Raw genomic sequence first — 19,674 nt, 5'->3', positions numbered from 1 at the left:
TGTCAGGCACACTGCTTTAGCCTTCAGTTAAAACACCGACACCTTTCACTACCGAATAGGTATCAGACTTGTTCCTGAAGTAGGAACCGATGCTAAAATTCGGCAGTCATACTCATCTGGCGTCCGCTTGTCGAAGCATCTCTACTGCAGTGGTAAGTAGCATTGCGGTAGAGATGCTTTGACAAGCGGACGCCAGATGAGCATGACGGCCTTTTTTCGTTTCGCTTTATTCAGGAACAAGTCTATCATATGATCCAGCAAAGCGCGACTAACCAGCTAGTGCAGGATATGCGGTACAAACTCTGAAAGATTGGTAATCACGCCCAATTCGCGGCGAAAGCTGATAGCACACGCCTCGCCGGCCCAAAACACGCCGGCCTGATAGCGCCGGTTCTGCGCGTCGGTGGGCAGCTCGGCCCAGCGTTGCCGCACCTGGGGCTGGTGTGCAAACTCGCCGGGCTGCTCCCGCACGATGCTTCCCGCTTGTACTTCCGTCACATTCTGGCCCTCGCGCCCCAGGAGCGGCTTACGCACATAGCGGCCGGGCAGGTCTTCCAACGACGCTTCGAGTAGTAGTGGGTGATGCGGATACACTTGCCAGAGCCAGGCCAGCAGCCCTTTGCTCTGGAACAGTAAGGCGTAGGGCGGGTTGGCAATAATTACGTCCCGGCTCTGCAACAATTGACTTAAGTCGGCGGTAAGCTCCGGCTCTTCCTCGGCCAGAATCTCCCACGGTACGAGCTTAAACACGAAGCCAAACCGCACCCATTGCTCGGGGGCCACTTCGGCCCACACGCCGCGCTCCTCACCCGCCACCGATACCTGCATGGCATCGACGGCGCACACGTGCACCTGACTAAACCCGGCGGCTCGGGCAGCCTCGGCCACTACGCTACAATTCGCTTCGTCTTCGGGGCTGTCGGGCAAGTGTACCAGCAGCAGTGAGTTGTCGAGGTCGGAATTGAGGCCTTGCCAGTGGCTTAGCTGCGCTTCCAGGCCTTCGAACAGACCGTTGGCCTGCCGGTCTTCATCATCCTGCTGGGCGGCCACCAGGCTGGCCCACTGCACCACGGCGGTTTCGGGAATACTGGTGGCCGTGTCGGCGTTGAACTCAATCAGCTTCGGGCCTTCGGGCGTGCTGGCCAGGTCGAAGCGGCCGTACAGGTGCCAGTGCCGGTCGTCGTTCCAGGAGTGGCGCACGGCGGCCCACAAGTTGCGCGGAATGGCCAGCAGCTGCAGCAAATCGTCGGGCACGACGTCAGGAATAGCCCGCACCATCATATCGTAGAGTGTGTCGGCGGCGGCCAGCAGGACATCGGCATCCGCCTCGGGCAGCCGCACAGCCTCCTGGGCTACGTAATTTTCGCAGGCTTCTTCTACGGCCCACGCCCACCCCAGGGCGCGCACGGCTGGCCCTACGCTGCCGGTTAGCGGCAGTAACTGAATTGTCTGCATCGGCCTTTTTTATTTGTGTATCTAGCCGCCGAACCCCCGGGAGCCGCTCCGGCTGCCAAACCCGCTGCTGCGACTGGCGCGCGGCCCGCTGCTGCGTACCGCCGAGCGGGCTACCGATGTGCTGGGGCTAATGCCGGAGCCGTTGCGGCCGGCCGTGCCACTGAAGCCCCGGCCAAAAAAGCCCCGACCCCGCTGCCGTTCATTCTGTACCTGCTGGCGCCATTGCCCATTCTGCTGCATCACTCCTGAGTTGGCATAATAGCCCGCGTTGGGCATCAGGAACCGACCGGCCATGTAGCCGATGCTGCTCCACATGAGCACATCCATCATGCTAGTGCCGCCCACCCGATTCTCGGAGTGCTGGCGGCTATAATCCTGCATCTGGCGTTGCAGCGCCGCACCTTGCAGCGTGTCCACTTTGCCATCGTAATGGCGCATAATAGCCGCCACTTCCTCTTTGCCAGCGGGCCGCTCCGCCGTGATTTTCCACTTTCCGGGTTCCGTTTCGGTCATTTCCGTGACCACGCCCTGAGAGAAGCTGCCTTCGTTGCCACTGCCCCACTCTTCCTGATTAGCCTCCGCATCGGAGCCGGAATCAGAAGAGCAGGCAGGCAACAGGCCCAACCCCAGGCTGGCGGCGGCGGCCACCAGCAGCACGTTGCGGCGCCAGTCGCCCAGGCGGTGATAGTTCTTTTTCATGGCTGAGTAGTCGGAGTGGGAAAGAAAACGGGATGTGGTGGGGCCGCTGGAAATCCGGGAAATATAAACGCTTCTCGCGTAGTAATACGAGTAAGCCGAAGCCAGTGGCCGGCCAAAGCCTTACTCCCAGAGCGGGTAATGCTCCAGATGCACTTCCTGACCGAAGAAAATGCGCGTGCTTTCCTCGAACGAGCGAGTGAAATCGGAGACGTAGAACTGGTGCCGGGGGGGTGTTTTGTGGGGTTTGGCAGCCAGCCCATTGGCTTCCAGATAGTTTTTGACGTGCGTAGCCACTACATCCGAAGCATCGAGCACAGCCACCCGCCCCTGGTAGTGGGCTTTAATTTGCTCCTGAATAAGCGGGTAGTGCGTGCAGGCCAGCACCAGGGCTTCGATGTCGTCCAGCACGGGCTGCGCCAGATAGGCGCTGATGATGTTTTCACTGATGGTATTGTTGAAGAAGCCTTCTTCCACCATCGGGGCCAGCAGCGGCGTGGCCAAAGAGCGTAACTCTACTCCTGCGTCCAGGTCATCAATCTTCTTTTTGTATACGTTGGAGTTGACGGTTTGCTTGGTGCCAATAAGCCCCACGGTGCGCCCGGCATAGGTTTCGCCTACATGCGCCACAATGGGGTCGATAACATTGAGTACCCGGGCTTTGGAGCCCACGTACTCGCGCACCAGCTCGTAGGCCGCCGCCGAGGCCGAGTTGCAGGCAATCAGAATGACTTTGCAGTGCTGCTTCAGCAGTAAGTCGCAGATTTTGACGCTGTATGCCTGAATGGCAGCCGTCGATTTGTCGCCGTAGGGCAGGTGGGCGGTGTCGCCGAAGTACACCAGCTGCTCGTGGGGCAGCACGTGGTTCACGGCGCGGGCTACGGTGAGGCCGCCGATACCGCTGTCAAATACGCCGATGGGCCGGGTAGTAAGTTCCGATGATGATGCCATACCAAGCGAAGGTAAGGGCTTTTTTGGCGGCTGGCGGCCCTTCCCCTCAAACGCCGGGGGTGGTGAATTACTGCGGCAAAATTCTATATTACGGCCACTCTGCACGACGACCACTTTACTGATGAGTAAAATTCTGGAAGAAATTGACCGTGCCCTCGTCGCTTTCGACTCCGGCCGTGGCCGCCCCATTGCCATCGAATTGGGCGAGCGTAAGTACACGCAGCTCGTACTCGATGTGGCGCATCAGCACAGTGCCGGCGGCGACCTGACGACCAACACCGGCCGGCCACTAGCCTATAAAGGCCTGGAAATTCTGCGCGACGAGCGCAACACCGACCGGATTCGGGTTATCTGAGGCCGACGTGTTGGTCAATTTCACGCCTGTTAGCAGCTCCTGACAGCGCTCGAAACGGCCGTAACGGTTATTTCCCCGCTACTTCTGGCTTCCCGCTTTTAGCGCCGTACCTTTGCGGCATGAATCTGCTTTCCGGGGAAAACCTCTCAAAAAATTATGCTGACCGCTGGCTCTTTCGGGAGTTGGGCTTTGGTCTGAACTTAGGACAGCGCGTGGCGCTGGTGGGCATCAACGGCACCGGCAAAACCACGCTGCTGCGTATTCTGGCCGGGCTGGAGCAGCCCGATACTGGCTCGGTGAGCGTGCGCAAAGGTATTCGGGTGGCTTTTCTGGGCCAGCAGCCGGTATTCGACGAGAACTTATCGGTGGAGGCTACCATTTTTGCCTCCCAGAACGACACGCTGGCCGCTATCCGCGACTACGAGCACGTCGTGAACGACCCCAACCACAAGTCGGATGACCTGCAGCGGGTGATGGAGCAGATGGATGCGCTGAATGCCTGGGACTACGAGGCCCAGGTGAAGCAGATTCTGGGTCGTCTGGGCATTTTGGGTGAGCTGCTGGAACGCAAGGTGAGCATGCTCTCGGGCGGGCAGCGTAAGCGCGTGGCCCTGGCCCGCGTGCTGATTGAGGAGCCCGAAGTCCTGATTCTCGACGAGCCTACCAACCACCTGGACCTCGACACGATTGAGTGGCTCGAAAGCCGGCTGGCTTCCCCGTCGCTCACCCTGCTCATGGTAACCCACGACCGGTACTTCCTGGATAAAGTCGCCAACGAAATCGTGGAGATGGACCAAGGGAAGGTGCACCGCTACCAGGGCAACTACTCCTATTTCGTGGAGAAAAAAGCCGAGCGGGAGCAGATTGAGGTGGCCGAAGTGGAAAAGGCCCGCAACCTGCTGCGCAAGGAGCTCGACTGGATGCGCCGCCAGCCCCAGGCCCGCGGTACCAAGCAGAAGGCCCGCATCGACGCTTTCTACGAAACCCAGGAAAAGGCCAAGACCAAAATCAGTGGGCCGCAGCTGGAGCTGAGCGTGAAAACGACGCGCCAGGGCGGTAAGATTATCGAAGTCGAGCACCTGCACAAGCAGTTCGGCGATACCGTGGTGCTGGATGATTTCAGCTACGTGTTCAAGAAGAAAGACCGCATCGGCCTGATCGGACCAAACGGCGCGGGCAAATCGACGCTGATGAACATGCTCACCGGTCGGCTTCAGCCCGATTCGGGCGTGGTAGACGCGGGGCAGACCACCGTGTTTGGCTACTACACCCAGAATGAGCTGGAATTCGACGAGTCGCAGCGCGTTATCGACATCGTGAAGGAAGTGGCCGAAGTGGTGGAAATGGCCAACGGCGAAATCGTGACGGCTTCGCAGTTTCTGCAGCACTTCCAGTTTCCGCCGGCCCAGCAATACACGCTGGTCAGCAAGCTCAGCGGGGGCGAAAAGCGGCGCTTGCAGCTGCTGCGGGTGCTGATTAAGAATCCGAACTTCCTGATTCTGGATGAGCCCACCAACGACCTGGATATCATCACGCTCAACATTCTGGAGGATTTCCTGCTGAATTTCAGCGGCTGCCTGCTCATCGTATCGCACGACCGCTACTTCATGGATGCCTTGGTAGAGCACGTATTTGTGCTGGAGCCCGGCGGCCACATTCGGCAGTTTCCCGGCAACTACACCGACTTCCGTGAGTGGCAGAAGGAAAACAACTCGGTAGAATACGCCCGGGAGCAGGCTAAAACGGCTAAAGCGGCAGCGGGTGTAGCCCCATCGGCCGCCCCGGTAGCCGTGGCTCCGGCCGCAACGGCCGCCGCCTCGAAGCGCAAGGCTACCTTCGCCGAGAAGAAGGAATACGAAACCCTGGAGAAGGAGCTGGAGAAGCTGGAGGGGCGCAAGCAGCAGTTCATCGAGCAGCTCAACGCTGGCAGCGGCTCGCACAAAGAGCTAGCCGACTGGGCCGCCGAGCTGAAGCAAACTGACAAAGACCTCGACTCGAAAGGGGAACGGTGGCTGGAGCTGGCAGACTTGCTGTAGGCGGTTTTCGTGCTAAAATGAGAGAGGCCCGGTCAGCATGCTGACCGGGCCTCTCTCATTTTAGCGAACCGACGGCGCGGGGGGCGCTGCCGATACAGAAGCAGGAGTAGTGGGCTGGGGCTCGTACTGGGCCTTTTTGCGTTCCTGGTCGAAGTCGAAAATCAGCGTACGCTCGCCAACGGGCATCGCCACGCGCAGCAGCAGCGTCTGGTCGATGGCGGGAAACGTGACGTAGCCATGCACCAGCTCACCGGGCTGCAGGATGTGCTTGCGCAGCATTTTTGTTTCCCAAAACTCCTTTTCTATCACCGTCTGGTCGGCTTTCACGGCGTGGTCCATGCGCTGGTCTTCAAAGTAGATACGACTGTCTAGCCGGGCTTGCTCGCGGCGCACTTCTTCGGCCTGCTTTTCCTTTTCCGTGCCTTTTACCGGCGTCAGATCCTCGGCCAGGTTTCCCACGAGTGACAACCACTCCAGGGCACTGGTGCCGTTGGCCTTGCGGGCCTCAGAATCCAGCTTGGTCCGTAGCTGCTCCAGCCGATGCTCGGGGTCGATGGCATACACCTGGGCTGGCACGAAGGTGACGCTTGCATTCATCTGAACGGCGTTTTGCTTGGCCGTCGCCCGGTCCATCATGACGGGCTGGTAGTAGAACGTGCCCGGATTCACTGCCACCGCGCTGTCGGAGCCGTTGCGGATTTCCACCTCCAGCAGCAGCTCTTTGTCGCGCAGGTGGGAATAGCACACCTGCACTTCCACCCAGTCGAAGTTGGTGCTCATCGACGGCCGCCCGTCGGGCCACTCACTGTCGGGCTGGCCGGGTTTTACCGCCAGATAGTAAGAAGGCGCGCAGCTGGTGAGGCCGGCAGCGGTAATGAGGGTAGCCAACGCCCCCCGAAGCAGAGAATAACGCAGGTTCATAGCGCGCAAGATATAGAGGCTGTTTAGAAAGTCTGCCGGACGTCATGCTGAGCTTGTCGAAGCATCTCGCGTGCCACAGTAATCATTTAGAGCGTGTTTGGGAATTTAAAAAAAACGCCGATTCCGTCGTGCTGAGCGTAGCATAGCGCAGCCGAAGCATGACACGAAAGGCAAAATCCCAAACACAATCTTACCATGGCACGCGAGATGCTTCGACAAGCTCAGCATGACGTTCTAGTGGATTTTAGCGACTTCCTGAACAGCTTCGTTGATAAAATGTGGTTGTCGTGCTTCATCTGGCGTCCACTTGTCGAAGCATGCCGTTTTTTTTCGTTGTTGCTAATTCAGGAACAAGTATAATGACTGGTCGCCAACAGGCCCTGAGCAAACCTAGTGATTCGGTCCGTTAAAACCAGCGGCTCACGCCCTGCTCATGCTACGAAAAAACGCCCGAGAATATTGGGGTCAACGCTTGCCTCCGCTAAGCGGAAGTCTCCCTCCTACTCTACCCCATCGGGCAAGCTGAACTGTCCGTCCGGGCCGGGCTGAAAGGCAAAGTGCCGGGTAATGGCGGCCAGCGGAATCGGACCGAACACATGGGCGAAGGCCTCACCCCGCGCCGCAACCCACTCCCGTGCTACCCGCACCCCGGCTTGGGCCAGCGTGGCCTCATCGATTTCCAGCAGTAGCATATCGGTGCGCCCGGCGTAATAGCGCCGGGCCGTCTCCAGAACCTGACCCATTTCCGAGCCATGAATAAAACCATCCGCAGCGAGGTCGGCGCTTACGAAAAAGCTGGTTTGCAGGGCCTGCTGCCAGTCGGTGAGGTCGGCAATGCGGTAGAGCATGCTGGCTTTGAATGAAGACGGGAAAATAAGCGCACAAAAAAACTGTCATCCTGAACCCAGCTCAGGATGACAGTTTATCGGAGCACCGAAACGCGGACTTACGCAGTCCAGACTTCCTTGCGCACGGTTTTGCCTACCGACAAAATCAGGCGCGTAGGGTTAGGCACCAGCACCAGGCGGGCTTCTTTGCCGGGAAACTCGTCCGAATCGACCCAGACGCCTTCCTTGTGCGAAGGCAAGTAGCCCGTGTCGCCTTTAATATCGTTGGGCAGATACGCCGTAGGCAGCAGCACATCGGTATCGGGACACAGCTGCTGGTGTACTTTCTCCAGCACTTCCTCCAGATACTGGCCGTATTCCTCGTTGAAATCGTCTTCCAGGTCGTGCAGCTCTTCTTCCACTTCGTCGTAGCGGACATCGTCGTAGGTCAGCTTGTGCAGCTCCTGCTTTTTTTCGATCAGCGCTACGAGGCCACGGTTGAGTTCCTCCTTGTTCATAACTACGGGAAAAAAGGTTCAGGCGCAAAGGTGCGTAGGATTCTGCAATTGTACGCACCAAAACGCGCAAACGCATACCCTTCCCCGGAATCGGCCCGGGCGGGCGAAATGGGAACGAATTGCGGCAAACGCGTATTTTTACCCAGACAACGCCTTTTCCACCCGATCCTTACCCGTTACTGCCATGCAAACGATGACTTCGCCTGAGGTGCAGGCTCACCCCGCCCACGATTTCCTGCCCCTGAACGGCACCGATTACGTCGAGTTTTACGTCGGCAACGCCAAGCAGGCCGCCTACTACTACCAGGCGACTTTCGGTTACGAGCTGGTGGCCTACGCCGGCCCCGAAACCGGCCTGCGCGACCGGGCCAGCTACGTGCTCCAGCAGGGCAAAATCCGGTTGGTGCTCACTACCTCGCTGCTGGTCGATTCCGACATCACACGGCACGTAGCCCAGCACGGCGACGGCGTAAAAGTGATGGCCCTGTGGGTCGATGATGCGCGCAAGTCGTACGAGGAAACCACCAAGCGCGGCGCCCGCTCGGCCTTCGAGCCCTATACTATTCGCGACGAGCACGGCGAGGTGACGCTGGCCGGCATCTATACCTACGGCGAAACCATCCACACCTTTGTGGAGCGCAGCCAGTACAGCGGCCCGTTTATGCCCGGCTTCGTGGCCAAAACGAGCGCCCTACCGCAGGGCGCGCCCGTGGGCCTGCTGCACGTCGACCATTGCGTGGGCAACGTAGGCTGGGGCGAAATGAACCAGTGGGTGAAGTTCTACGAAGACGTGATGGGCTTCAAGCTGCTGCTCACCTTCGACGACGACGACATCAGCACCGAGTACTCGGCGTTGATGTCGAAAGTGGTTTCCAATGGCAACGGCTACGTAAAATTCCCCATCAACGAGCCGGCCGAAGGCAAGAAAAAGTCCCAGATTGAGGAATACCTCGACTACTACCACTCGCCCGGCGTGCAGCACATTGCCATTGCCACCAACGACATCCGCAGCACCGTCACGGAGCTGCGCCGCCGGGGCGTGGAGTTCCTCTCGGTGCCAGCCACCTACTACGACGACCTGCTGGACCGCATCGGGGCCATCGACGAAGACCTGGAATCCATCAAGGCACTGAACCTGCTCGTCGACCGCGACGAGGAGGGCTACCTGCTCCAGATTTTCACCAAGCCTGTGGAGGACCGGCCCACGGTATTCTATGAAATTATCCAGCGCAAGGGCGCCAAGAGCTTCGGCAAAGGCAACTTCAAAGCCCTGTTCGAAGCCATAGAGCGGGAGCAGGCCCTGCGCGGCAACCTGTAGGCCGTAGCGTTTCGCTTTGTTTCCGGAAAGCCTCGGCCCGCAAGGCCGAGGCTTTTTTGTAGCTGCCAGCAGCTGGGCATACTACCTTTTTAGAGCCGTTACCAAGTGCGTGTACACTTTTTAGCGTCGAGCAGGAGGAGCGCGAACTGGGAAACCGCTTTAGCTACCCGAAAAAAAACAATGAAGCTGTTTAGAAAGTCGCCAGAACGGCGTAGAGACGCATATTTGCGTCTCGTCGTTGGGTGATATCCGCAGTTTCCGTTCAACGACGAGACGCAAATATGCGTCTCTACATCGGCGGACCGACTTTCTAAACAGCTTCACTAGCAAGCCGGTGACCTTACATCTTTTCTGCCAGCCCGGAAAAGTGTAAGGAAGCCGATGACCTTACATCTTACTTCTGAGTTCAAAAAAATGTAAGGTCACCGGCACTCAGACCGCTGCCTATGCCCGCTCAAAAACGGCTACAGCATCCCTCCTGTCCGGCGCGCAACGCCGGTAAAAAGCCCCGCTGCGTAACCAGCCGCCGGGGCTTTTGCGTTATTTGCGGGCCGCTGCCGTCACTTTTGCGCCCGTGGGGCTAGGCACCGGTAGCGGCGGCAGCCCTTGCCGCGGTTTGCCGGCAATATTTATTTTCTTTACCCGCACAACTTCACTGTTCCCACTCATGGCCCTCACTCCCGATATTCAAGCCAAAATCAACACCTGGCTTTCCGGCAACTACGACGCCGCTACCAAAGCCAACATCCAGCAGCTCATCGACGCCGACCAGAATGAGGCCCTGAGCGACGCCTTTTACCGCGACCTGGAATTCGGTACCGGCGGCCTGCGCGGCATCATGGGCTCGGGCTCCAACCGCATGAACCGCTACACGCTGGGCATGGCTACCCAGGGCCTGAGCAACTACCTGCTCAAATCCTTTCCCGGCCAGGAAATCAAGGTTGCCCTGGCCCATGACTCGCGCAACAACAGCCGCGAGTTTGCCCGCATTGCGGCCGGCATTTTCTCGGCCAACGGCATCACGGCTTACCTTTTCGAAGACCTGCGCCCCACGCCCGAGCTATCCTTCGCCATTCGTCACCTGGGTTGCCAGAGCGGCTGCGTCATCACGGCTTCGCACAACCCCAAAGAGTACAACGGCTACAAAGTGTACTGGCAGGACGGCTCCCAGGTGGTGGCCCCCCACGACCAGAACATCATTGCCGAGGTCAACGCCATTACGAGCGTGGATGAGGTAAAATTCCAGGCCGACGAGTCGCGCATTCACCTCATTGGCGCGGAGCTGGATGCGGCCTACCTGGCCCAGGTGAAGTCGCTGAGCATCAACCCCGCCGCCATTGCGCGCCAGCACGATCTGAGCATTGTGTACACCCCGCTGCACGGCACCGGCATCACGATGGTGCCCCAGGCGCTGGCCCAGCTGGGCTTTACCAACGTGCACATCGTGGAGGCCCAATCGACACCCGATGGCAACTTCCCCACGGTGCTCTCGCCCAACCCCGAGGAGAAAGTAGCCATGCAGATGGCCCTCGACCAGGCCCGGCAGCTCGATGCCGACCTCGTTATTGCCACCGACCCCGATGCCGACCGCGTAGGCATTGCCGTGAAAAACAACCAGGGCGAATGGGTACTGGTCAATGGCAACCAAACCGCCGCGCTGCTCACGCACTACCTGCTCTCGGCCCGCCAGAAAGCCGGCAAAATGACCGATCAGGATTTCATCGTTTACACCATCGTTACCAGCGAGGTGCTCGGCGATATTGCCCGCGCCCACGGCGTCGCTTCCTACCAGACCCTGACCGGCTTTAAGTACATTGCCAGCATCATCCGGGAGCTGGAAGGCAAGCAGACGTACATCGGCGGCGGCGAGGAAAGCTACGGCTACATGATCGGCGACTTCGTGCGCGACAAGGATGCCGTATCGGCCTGCGCCCTGCTGGCCGAGATGGCCGCCGTAGCCAAAGACAACGGCCAGACGCTCTACCAGGCCATGGTGGAGATGTACGCTACCTATGGCCTTTACAAGGAAGATCTGATTTCGCTGACCAAGAAGGGCCAGCGCGGGGCCGAGGAAATCCAGGAAATGATGCGCGAGTTGCGCGCCAATCCGCCCCACACCATCGCCAACTTACCCGTAGTGGAGCTGCGCGACTACAAAACCGGCTTCATTAAGAACCTGCAAACCGGCCAGGAAACCCCTACCGGCCTGGAAAGCTCCAACGTGCTCCAGTTTATCCTCGCCGACGGCAGCAAGATTTCGGCCCGCCCCTCGGGCACCGAGCCCAAAATAAAGTTCTACTTCAGCGTGAAGCACCCGCTCAAGTCAGTGGTCGATTATGACCAGGCCAACCAAAAGCTGACCGACTACATCAACCTTATCATCGAGGATATGCAGCTCAAGTAAAGCTGCTTGGTTGAAAACACAAAAAAGCCCGGTTTGCCCGGGCTTTTTTGTGGCCGGCCCGCAAAGCTGGCCCAGCCCATAGGTTCCTGGCGGCGCAGGGCAGTACCTTTACAGGACTAGCCAGCCGGTGCGGTTGGGGTTCTGCCGCTTATTGCTTCACTTATTCTTTACAACTACTCTTCTTGAAGAAGCTTTTCCTGTTGCTGCTGGTGCTCGGCACCCTCACCCACGCCCGGGCCCAGGGGCTGCCCGGCTACGTTATTACCCTCGCCGGCGATACCCTGTGGGGCACCATCGTCGAAAAGTCCCAGCAGCGGGTGGTCCTATACCGCGCCAAGCAGCCCACGATTATCTACCGCCCCAGCCATCTGCGCGGCTACGGGGTGGGCCGGCAGGAAGCCTTCCGCAGCCGGGTGGTGCGCCTCAGCTCCGGGGTCGATTCCGTGCGTATCGTGCGCCTGGTGCAGCAGGGCCAGGTCAGCCTGTATTCGTCGGGCACGGATGCGCTGCTGCAGCCCGCCGGGCAGGACGAGCTCTACGAGCTGACGCCCCTGAACTGGCACCTGCTGTTTCACCGCTACTTATCGGGGTGCGCGAAGCTGCCGGTTTCCAGCCCTGAGGCTCTGCAAGTACCTTTTTCCCGGGAGGAGATAGAGCGGCAGGTAGTAGTATACAACAATTGCATCCCGACCAACCGGGTTTCTATGCTCACCGAAGACCGCAGTCAGGGGTGGCTGGGCCGCTACGGCATCTGGGGTGGAGCCACACGCACCGCCATGTCGCTCCAGGACGAGTTTCGCGACTATCTGCCCAAGCGCACGCAATTTGGCAGTGGCTACGGACTGGGGCTGGAAGCTATGGCCGTGCGGGCCAATGGTCTGTTTGTCGGCGGGCAGGTGGCCTTCAGCCAGCACCACACCGCCACCGACCGGTATAGCTACTCGCTCTACACCGATTCTGGTTTCAAGCCTTACACCGAGCAGCTGGAGTTTAGCTACGTACAAAGCTCCATCCGAGCCAACTTTGGCAGCAGCTTCGGTGCCGTAGACATCCTTACTCCTTATGTCGCCCTGGGCGTTGCCCTGACCAAGACCTACCGCACGAAAGAAGTCATAACTCGCTCGCCGGGCTCTAGCAAGCAGGAAGTGCTGGAAAAACAGCTGGGCGATGGCGGCAATTTATTCCTGGAAGGCAACGCGGGCGTCTGGATTAAAGCCACCGCCACCACCAGCCTGCGGCTCTCGCTGCAATACAGCTGGGGCTACCTCACCAACCCTACTTTCAATGCCTCATCCACGCAGGTAGTTATGGGCCAGGTCGGGTACTTTTTCTCCGCCCACTAGGGCCTGTGGGAAGTAGCGCTTGGGGTGCTTTGCCTGCTTTGGACGTCCTGCCTGGTCTGGCGTCTGCTTGCCGAAGCAGCACAACTCAAGGTAGTATCGAGCAGAATGTGACGGGTTTTGACCAGTTCCACGCCCAGGTTCGGGGTCGGGATAAACTCGTTTTCCTCATCGTTGTTGCGGTTCAGAATGAAGCCGCCTACCTGGTAGCTGGTATACAGGTTCCTAAACCGGCGGCCCCGGCCAAAGTTGAGGACAAAAAGCTCATTCACGAACCCGCCGTCGGTGCTATTTTTCGTCACCGGCTTCTACCTGCACAAGTTGAAGTAGCCCAGCCGCAGGTAAACAGGCAATTGGTGGCGCAGCCCTGATAAGCCAATAAGGTCTGTTTGGGAAGTCGTCACAGGATACAATGCAAATCTGATCTATTATCCAGATCCTGCAACAGGTAAATTGGAGACGGGAGATGGAGTCACTATGCTTGCTAATTCACACTACTCAATACCTCTAACGGGTTGCAAATAATTCTTTATCATCTCATCACCATCAGCCATGCAGATCTACTTCCTTCGACTGTTGTTCATTGCCACTCTATGCGCCTCCTCAATAATAAGCTACGGCCAAGCAACGGCCACTAGCCAGGCATTGAAACAAATACCAGAGCCTTTGTTCATCATAAATTCAGTCATCATTGCTAATGGGCGTATTGCGACCATTGATCCAAAAGACTATAAGGATCTTGTTATCTATAGAGAGCAAACCGCGCCAGATTTGTTAAAAAATTTAGCGGCAGGTATTATTGCCATCACCTATGATGGGCAAATTGAGAGCAAATCATTTGCCGAAATAGGCCGTCAACATGGAGTGCGAGGTCCGCTAAGCGTGGTCCTCAATGGCCGTAAGCTTAGTGCTGAGCAAGTAGCCACCCTCCGTATTGCCCCTGAGGCCATCGGGCAAGTACAGGTTACCCGCGCATCCAATGACAGCTCGGAGACGATAGTAGCTATCCAACTGACAGTGTTGAAATCAAATAGCAAGAAACATCCTGCTGGTACTATAATGATTCGCTGACCCCTGTCGTAGTTGTGCAGCGAGTCGGCCCAATGGAAGCATTGCTGCCTTTCTCAACGGCCCCGAAAACGTGGTTTTCGGGGCCGTTTTTTAACCACCTGAATTTGACCTCCGGACCGCTCTAAAACACGAAGTTGAACGAAGCCTGGCCCAGGATGCCGCGCAGGTCGCGGCTGCGGCTGTCGAGAGGCACGAAGTAGCTGGCTTTGGTATCGAGCAGGATGTGGCGGGTTTTGACCAGCTCCACGCCCAGGCCTAGGTTCAGGTTCGGGATAAACTCGTTTTCCTCGTCGTTGTTGCGGTTCAGAATGAAGCCGCCTACCTGGTAGCTGGTATACAGATTCATAAACCGGCGGCGGCCCCGGCCAAAGTTGCGTGGGTAGAAGTCTTGGCCGAAATTGATGACAAACAGCTCATTCACGAACTCGCCGTCGGTAGCGTTCTTCGTCACCGGCTTATACACGCCCAGGTTGAAGTAGCTCTTGCCACGGGTAAACAGATATTTGATGGCATAGCCCTGATAAGCCAGCGAGGTACGGCCCACGGCCGGGTTATCGAGGCGCAGGTAGCTGTACTCCACGCCGGGCATGTTCACGAAGCTGATTTTACGGTTGCCCGTCGGGAAAGTCACTTCGTCGTAGAGGCGCAACGACACGTAGGCCTGGCCCTGGTGGCTGGTAATGCTTTGCTGGCGCTGGCGCAGCCGCCGCAGGCTGCTTTCGTGGCGCTCCACAGCATCGTGCAGCTTCTGGCGCTCGGCAGCATCCAGCCGGGTGTTGCGCAGCTCCTGTTCCAGACGGTCCAGGTCGGCGGCTTCGGTCTGTTCTTCAGCCTGCAGCTCCTGCAGGCGCGAGGTCAGATTGTGGGCGTTGAGGTTGTTTTCCAGCACGTAGCCCAGCGTAGCCGTGAGGGAGTCGAGGCGGGCCAGGTAGCGCGTGGGCAGGGCAAACTCGGCCGTGAGCTGGTCGGGTGTTTCTTCCTGCTTCTGCACCCGCACCGCCGTTTGGCTGATAAAGACTTTGAGCGAGGTCCGGGCCTCCGCGAATTTGGTGACGCCCACGGTCAGGCGCTTCTGGGTTTCAAACAGCTCCTGGTCGTCGGCCGACTGCGCCTGAGCCGCAAGCCCAAAAACGCTCAGAAACAGGGTTGCCGTCCAGCGGCTCAACAAGGTATCAGGCAATAGGCGCATAGAATTCGTCCTTTGTATTCACCCCACCAAGCAGCGGTAGGCCAGGGCAAGTTGCGCTTTATTCAGCAAGCCATATATAATTTCCAGTGACAAAAACACCCGAATTCAGACTTTGAAAGCGAAATACAAGTCAAATCAACTATCTATACATCAGCAGTATACATGTTATAAATCCGACCTCAGCAAATTTGAAAATAGCTAAAGTCTATAAAGTAGAAGTACGGTAGCGGCACAACGATAACGCTTGAAATCCTATTTTATATAAAATTTTTACTATATTAAAGAGTGCTGCGGCGTTGTGAGGTGGTTTCAGGATGCGTGCGGCGCTACACCCTAACCCCATGCCCTATGAAACGCACTTTCTGCTTCCTGTTGCTCGCCTTCTGCTGCACAACTGCGGTAGCCCAGCAAAAGTCGACCACTAAAATGCCCGGCGACACCGAAAAAATGAAAGCGGCCCTAATCCAGCTCGATAAGGACTGGGCCGCCGCCACCGTGCGCAACGACCTAGACTTCGTGAAAAAGCTCGTGGCCGATGATTGCCTGTTTACCGAGGCCGACGGCACCATAGCCACCAAAACCGAAGTAATCCGAGAAATGGAATCGGGCACGTCCAGCACCACTACCAACCAGCCCTCCGAATACAATGTGCGCTTCTACGGCCCCGATATGGCGGTCATTCGGCACAACATGACCACCACCGGCGTCGAAAAAGGCAAGGATGCCAGCGGCGAATTTCGCCGCATGCACGTGCTGACCCGCCGCGAGGGCCGCTGGGTAGTGGTCGACAGCCAGTCAATACGCGTAGGACCCGTGTCGATGGCCACGAAGCAGTAGCAGCCTCCGGCAAAGCAACTGCCAGCCTGACGCTTGCTATGGGTCGGGTGAAATGGCCAATTTCGCGGCGGGTAGTTGGCTTAGGCTACTGGCCTACTCCCGCCGCGACTTAGTCCCCAGAATCAGCAGAATCAGGAACAGGAAGCCGGTGATGCCTAAGCCCCACCAGGTAATAAGCGGAATACCGTGCGAATAGCGCATTTCCGGCGAGTAGCGCCCTAGCAAACTCAGGCCCGAAAACAGCAGAAAGGCCACCGCAATGAGAGCAATGATACTGCGCGACACGAGCTGGTCGGCGGTGCGGATTACGGCCTGGTAACCGCTTAGCTCCACTTTCAGGCGCAGGTCGCCGCGCGAGATTTTGCGCACGATCTGGCGCACATCGGTCGGCAGCGTGGTGAGCAATGCCAAGAGCTGAGAGCCAGTATACTGGGCCTCGCTCATGATATTTTCGGGCGAGTACTGCTCGGTAATAATTTTGGCACCGTAGGGCCGCACAAACTCGAAGGTGTTGAAATTGGGATGCAGCACCTTGCCGATGCCTTCCAGAATCACCAGCGCCCGCAGAATCAGGAACACCGCGCCGGGTACCTGCAGCTTATAGTCGTAAATAACGGTCTGGAGCCGGTCGGCCAGGTCCGACATGCTCATTTCCTTCACGTCGAGCACCGTGAAATCCTCAATCAGGTCGTTGAGGTCGGCCTCGAAGCGGCGCATATCCGGAATATCGGCCGTGAGGGCCAGGCGGCGAAAATTAAGGGCCATGCTGCGCGCATCCTGCCGGGCCATCCCGATAAAAACGCCCGCAAAGGCATATTTCTGCTGCTTGGTAAGCTTGCCCACCATGCCAAAGTCGATGAGCACCACCGTGCCGTCGGGCCGGATCAGCACGTTGCCCGGGTGTGGGTCGGCGTGGAAAATACCAAACTCGAAGATCTGGGTCAGATAAATATCCATGCCGACTTCGGCCACCTTTTCCGGACTCAGGCCCCAGGCCAGCAGCTGCGGCTTATCCGTAATCTTGCAGCCGCTGACGAACTCAATAACCAGTATTTTGGCCGTGGAGAGCTCCCGGTAGGGCTTCGGAATGTAGAAGGTCTCGTAGCTCTCGTACAGCTTACGAAACTGGTCCATGCTGCGCGCCTCGGAGGTATAGTCCAGCTCCTTCATCATGCTGCGCTCGAAGGCGTCCACGATATCCTGGGGGTTGCTCAGGCCGTGGTTGCGCAGGAAGCCCGCCGTGAGGCGCACCAGCTCGTGGAGCAGGCTCAGGTCGGTACGCACTTTCTCCTGCACATCGGGGCGCTGCACTTTCACCACCACGTCTTCGCCCGTGAGCAGCCGGGCCCGGTGCACCTGCCCGATGCTGGCCGAGCCCAGCGGCTTCTCCTCAAACTCGCTGAACACCTCCGTGATGGGCCGGCCCAGCTCCCGCTCGATAATCTGGCGGGCCACGCGCACATCGAAGGGCGGCACGTCGCTTTGCAGCTTCTGAAACTCGTCAATCAGGGCTTCGGGCAACAGGTCGGGCCGGTTGCTCATGGCCTGTGCCAGCTTGATAAACGTGGGCCCTAAGTCCTCAATTACCATGCGCACCCGCTCCCACCGGCTGGTTTCGAACACTGGCCGCTCGGCGTGCTGCCACGACAGCCGCCGCTTTTGCGTGATGAGGCGGCGCAGGGCCGTACTGGTTACTACATCCTCAAACCCGTAGCGCACCAGCACCTCCACTACCTGCCGGATGCGGCCCAAGTTGGAAATCGTGTTTTTGAACATGCGGCTGGTGATGGGGGAAAGAGAAGTTCAGAACTGCAAAATAAGCGCTAAGCCCAGCAATACCCGTCGAAGCACAAAAAAGCCAGCGTCCCGCTTTCGTGGACGCTGGCTTTTTGCCCGTACTGAGTAGCTAAGCGGAAGCGAAACCAGCCTACGAAGCCGCAGTGTCGCCGCTGCCGGCCGGAGCCGAAGGAGCGGCTTTTTTCGCGGCGGGCTTGGCGGCACCTGCTTTGGCGGCGGCCGATTTCTGGGCCGTGCCAGCGGCGCTGCTCACGCTGTCGGCTGCCTTTTTGGTAGCACCAGCCGCTTTGGCCGTAGCGCTCGAAGCTGGCTTGGCCGCCGATTTAGAACCGTTGCTCTTGCTCGACGAAGCCGTTGAAGCCGACGATTTCGAGCCGCCTTTTACGCTGCGCTTCAAATCTTCTACATCCGAGTTGGAAGCAACGCCCACGCTTTTCATCAGCTTGGAAGCAATGCTGCTGAACTGCTGCTCCAGCTCTTTGCGCTTGGTTTCGGAGTTCTTTTTCAAGTCGTCCATAATCTTCTTCCCTTCCTGCTCCGACAGCTTGCTCTCCTTTACCAGCGAGTCAATCGTGGTTTGCACCCGGTCGCTGGTGAGCGAAACGAAGCCTACACCGGCATTGATGAATTTTTTGAATAAATCTTCCATGGTGCTAAACGGTTAAAAAGAGGTGAGGTGAATGAAGAAAACAATGCTGTGGCTTCGTCAGGCAAGAAATATAGTATGCAAGCCGACTAGTTTCGACAAACCTACAAAAACATAGCTATATAGTTGGCAGTGAGAGCAAATATTTTCCGGCGGTCTGGTCACCCGAGTCATTTTTGCTGCTCAAAAGCCGAAATGGGCGCCGTTTTTTTCCACTTAATCAACTTGATTTTCTATCAGAAACGGGCACGAGGACGTGACGCAGCTACGCCATTCTGCCCCGCACGCTGCGCAGCGCGCATCACCGCCGCCGCCGCCGCTTGCGCCGCCCAGATACCACGCGTGAAAGCAGCGACCTGGTCGAGTGCATGGCGGGCTTCGGGCAGGAAGCGCCAAAATAGGTGCCACCAGTGCACCAAGCCCGAAAACGTCTGGAGCGTGACCGGCACGCCGGCGGCTTTGGCTTTGGCAGCAAACTTGACGACGTCATCGTAGAGCACTTCCGCATCCGAGGTTTGGAGCAGCAGTGGAGGCAAGTCGTGCAGATCGGCTTGCACGGGCGAAACCAGCGGGGCCGTCAGCGGCATTTCGGCGGCGTAGAGCGCACCCCAGCCCCGGATGGCCAGGGCCTCCAGCAGCTGAATCTCTTCGTCGGCCACGCGCCGCAGGGTACTGGTAGGCAGCATCAGGTCGGTCCAGGGAGAGAGGCCGATGGCGGCGGCGGGCATCGGGTCCTGACTCTCGCGCAGCGCCAGCAACAGCGCCAGGGCCAGACCACCACCGGCCGAGTCGCCGGCCAGCATAATATCGTGCGGCTGGTAGCCTTCGCGCAGCAGCCACCGATAGGCCAGCAGCGCATCGTGCAACGCAGCGGGAAACGGGTAGTCCGGCGCTTTGCGGTATTCAATGGCCAGGGCATGCATGCCACAGCGCTGCGCCAGGGTGCCCACTACGCTGCGGTGCGTATTGAGGGAGCCCAGCACGTAGCCGCCCCCGTGCAGATACAGCAACACGCGGCGTGGGTCGGCTTTGGTGGGGCGAATCCACTCGGCAGCCATACCATCGAGCCGGAATGCCTCGAGGTGGACGCCCCAGGGCAGAAATTGAAACAGGCTCCCAACCTCCAGGGTGAGGCGCATGGCCTCGATGCTGGGCGGGCGACGGGCCAGGGGCCCGGTGGCGGCCGTCAGGAATTGTTTGAGCAACAAATGCTGGGGGGAAGGCATTTGGGGGCGGGAAATAAAGGGCGGGGAAACGAAAGAAGCACGCTGACGGAACGCCGCCAAACGCAGGAATTTTGACGGGCAAAAGAG

18 protein-coding genes are annotated in these 19,674 nt (G+C 58.4%); 7 read left to right on the top strand and 11 right to left on the bottom strand.

All coding sequences use genetic code 11. From position 1 onward, the window contains the following. Positions 1-276: 276 nt before the first annotated feature. From E5J99_RS04795 to murI, 3 genes are all read right to left on the bottom strand, one after another. Complete coding sequence (locus E5J99_RS04795) at positions 277-1,455, bottom strand: glutathionylspermidine synthase family protein (protein WP_135496585.1); 1,179 nt, start codon at positions 1,453-1,455, stop codon at positions 277-279. A gap of 21 nt (positions 1,456-1,476) precedes the next feature. Next, positions 1,477-2,154, bottom strand: coding sequence for a hypothetical protein (locus E5J99_RS04790; RefSeq protein ID WP_135496584.1), 678 nt, complete (start codon positions 2,152-2,154; stop codon positions 1,477-1,479). Between the two features lie 120 nt (positions 2,155-2,274). Continuing rightward, on the bottom strand, positions 2,275-3,102 hold the full coding sequence (gene murI, locus E5J99_RS04785; RefSeq protein WP_135496583.1) for a glutamate racemase: 828 nt from the start codon (positions 3,100-3,102) through the stop codon (positions 2,275-2,277). Positions 3,103-3,223: 121 nt separating this feature from the next. Here murI and E5J99_RS04780 point away from each other — a divergent pair, with 121 nt between their 5' ends. Further along, positions 3,224-3,457 (top strand): hypothetical protein, encoded by a 234-nt coding sequence (locus E5J99_RS04780; protein WP_135496582.1) that lies wholly within the window; start codon positions 3,224-3,226, stop codon positions 3,455-3,457. Between the two features lie 119 nt (positions 3,458-3,576). Next, positions 3,577-5,493 (top strand): ABC-F family ATP-binding cassette domain-containing protein, encoded by a 1,917-nt coding sequence (locus E5J99_RS04775; protein ID WP_135496581.1) that lies wholly within the window; start codon positions 3,577-3,579, stop codon positions 5,491-5,493. A gap of 60 nt (positions 5,494-5,553) precedes the next feature. On the opposite strand, the gene E5J99_RS04770 is transcribed toward E5J99_RS04775, so the two are convergent. The 3 genes from E5J99_RS04770 to E5J99_RS04760 form a co-directional block, all read right to left on the bottom strand. After that, a complete protein-coding gene (locus E5J99_RS04770; RefSeq protein WP_135496580.1) occupies positions 5,554-6,414 on the bottom strand; it encodes a hypothetical protein in 861 nt (286 codons plus the stop codon). A 500-nt stretch (positions 6,415-6,914) separates the two neighbouring features. Further along, positions 6,915-7,262, bottom strand: a complete 348-nt coding sequence (locus E5J99_RS04765; protein ID WP_135496579.1) for a DUF952 domain-containing protein — start codon at positions 7,260-7,262, stop codon at positions 6,915-6,917. A gap of 98 nt (positions 7,263-7,360) precedes the next feature. Continuing rightward, on the bottom strand, positions 7,361-7,759 hold the full coding sequence (locus E5J99_RS04760) for a hypothetical protein (protein ID WP_135496578.1): 399 nt from the start codon (positions 7,757-7,759) through the stop codon (positions 7,361-7,363). 184 nt (positions 7,760-7,943) lie between these two features. Between E5J99_RS04760 and hppD the strand changes: the two genes are divergently transcribed. The 3 genes from hppD (at position 7,944) to E5J99_RS04745 (ending at position 12,824) form a co-directional block, all read left to right on the top strand. Continuing rightward, positions 7,944-9,077, top strand: a complete 1,134-nt coding sequence (gene hppD, locus E5J99_RS04755; RefSeq protein WP_135496577.1) for a 4-hydroxyphenylpyruvate dioxygenase — start codon at positions 7,944-7,946, stop codon at positions 9,075-9,077. A gap of 667 nt (positions 9,078-9,744) precedes the next feature. Beyond that, a complete protein-coding gene (locus E5J99_RS04750) occupies positions 9,745-11,481 on the top strand; it encodes a phospho-sugar mutase (protein ID WP_135496576.1) in 1,737 nt (578 codons plus the stop codon). Between the two features lie 182 nt (positions 11,482-11,663). Next, positions 11,664-12,824, top strand: a complete 1,161-nt coding sequence (locus E5J99_RS04745; RefSeq protein WP_135496575.1) for a hypothetical protein — start codon at positions 11,664-11,666, stop codon at positions 12,822-12,824. On the opposite strand, the gene E5J99_RS04740 is transcribed toward E5J99_RS04745, so the two are convergent. Beyond that, positions 12,821-13,123, bottom strand: a complete 303-nt coding sequence (locus E5J99_RS04740; protein ID WP_135496574.1) for a hypothetical protein — start codon at positions 13,121-13,123, stop codon at positions 12,821-12,823. The genes E5J99_RS04745 and E5J99_RS04740 overlap by 4 nt on opposite strands. 250 nt (positions 13,124-13,373) lie before the next feature. Between E5J99_RS04740 and E5J99_RS04735 the strand changes: the two genes are divergently transcribed. After that, entirely contained in the window at positions 13,374-13,892 is a 519-nt protein-coding gene (locus E5J99_RS04735; protein ID WP_135496573.1) for a hypothetical protein, read from the top strand. A gap of 121 nt (positions 13,893-14,013) precedes the next feature. Here the strand turns inward: E5J99_RS04735 and E5J99_RS04730 are convergent, their stop codons facing one another. After that, positions 14,014-15,081 (bottom strand): hypothetical protein, encoded by a 1,068-nt coding sequence (locus E5J99_RS04730; RefSeq protein WP_135496572.1) that lies wholly within the window; start codon positions 15,079-15,081, stop codon positions 14,014-14,016. A 348-nt stretch (positions 15,082-15,429) separates the two neighbouring features. On the opposite strand from E5J99_RS04730, the gene E5J99_RS04725 reads away from it, so the two are divergent. Further along, positions 15,430-15,918, top strand: coding sequence for a nuclear transport factor 2 family protein (locus E5J99_RS04725; protein ID WP_135496571.1), 489 nt, complete (start codon positions 15,430-15,432; stop codon positions 15,916-15,918). 93 nt (positions 15,919-16,011) lie between these two features. Here the strand turns inward: E5J99_RS04725 and E5J99_RS04720 are convergent, their stop codons facing one another. The 3 genes from E5J99_RS04720 to E5J99_RS04710 form a co-directional block, all read right to left on the bottom strand. Next, positions 16,012-17,694 (bottom strand): ABC1 kinase family protein, encoded by a 1,683-nt coding sequence (locus tag E5J99_RS04720; RefSeq protein WP_135496570.1) that lies wholly within the window; start codon positions 17,692-17,694, stop codon positions 16,012-16,014. A 151-nt stretch (positions 17,695-17,845) separates the two neighbouring features. Further along, positions 17,846-18,364: a phasin family protein gene (locus E5J99_RS04715; RefSeq protein WP_135496569.1), complete on the bottom strand. Its 519-nt coding sequence runs from the start codon at positions 18,362-18,364 to the stop codon at positions 17,846-17,848. Between the two features lie 233 nt (positions 18,365-18,597). Beyond that, positions 18,598-19,587: an alpha/beta hydrolase gene (locus E5J99_RS04710; RefSeq protein ID WP_135496568.1), complete on the bottom strand. Its 990-nt coding sequence runs from the start codon at positions 19,585-19,587 to the stop codon at positions 18,598-18,600. Positions 19,588-19,674: the final 87 nt, after the last annotated feature.

This window comes from Hymenobacter elongatus (assembly GCF_004745955.1).
GTDB classification, from domain to species: Bacteria; Bacteroidota; Bacteroidia; order Cytophagales; family Hymenobacteraceae; genus Hymenobacter; species Hymenobacter elongatus.
The sequence above is the reverse complement of the archived record's forward strand: the minus strand, read 5'-3'. Positions and strand labels throughout refer to the sequence as shown.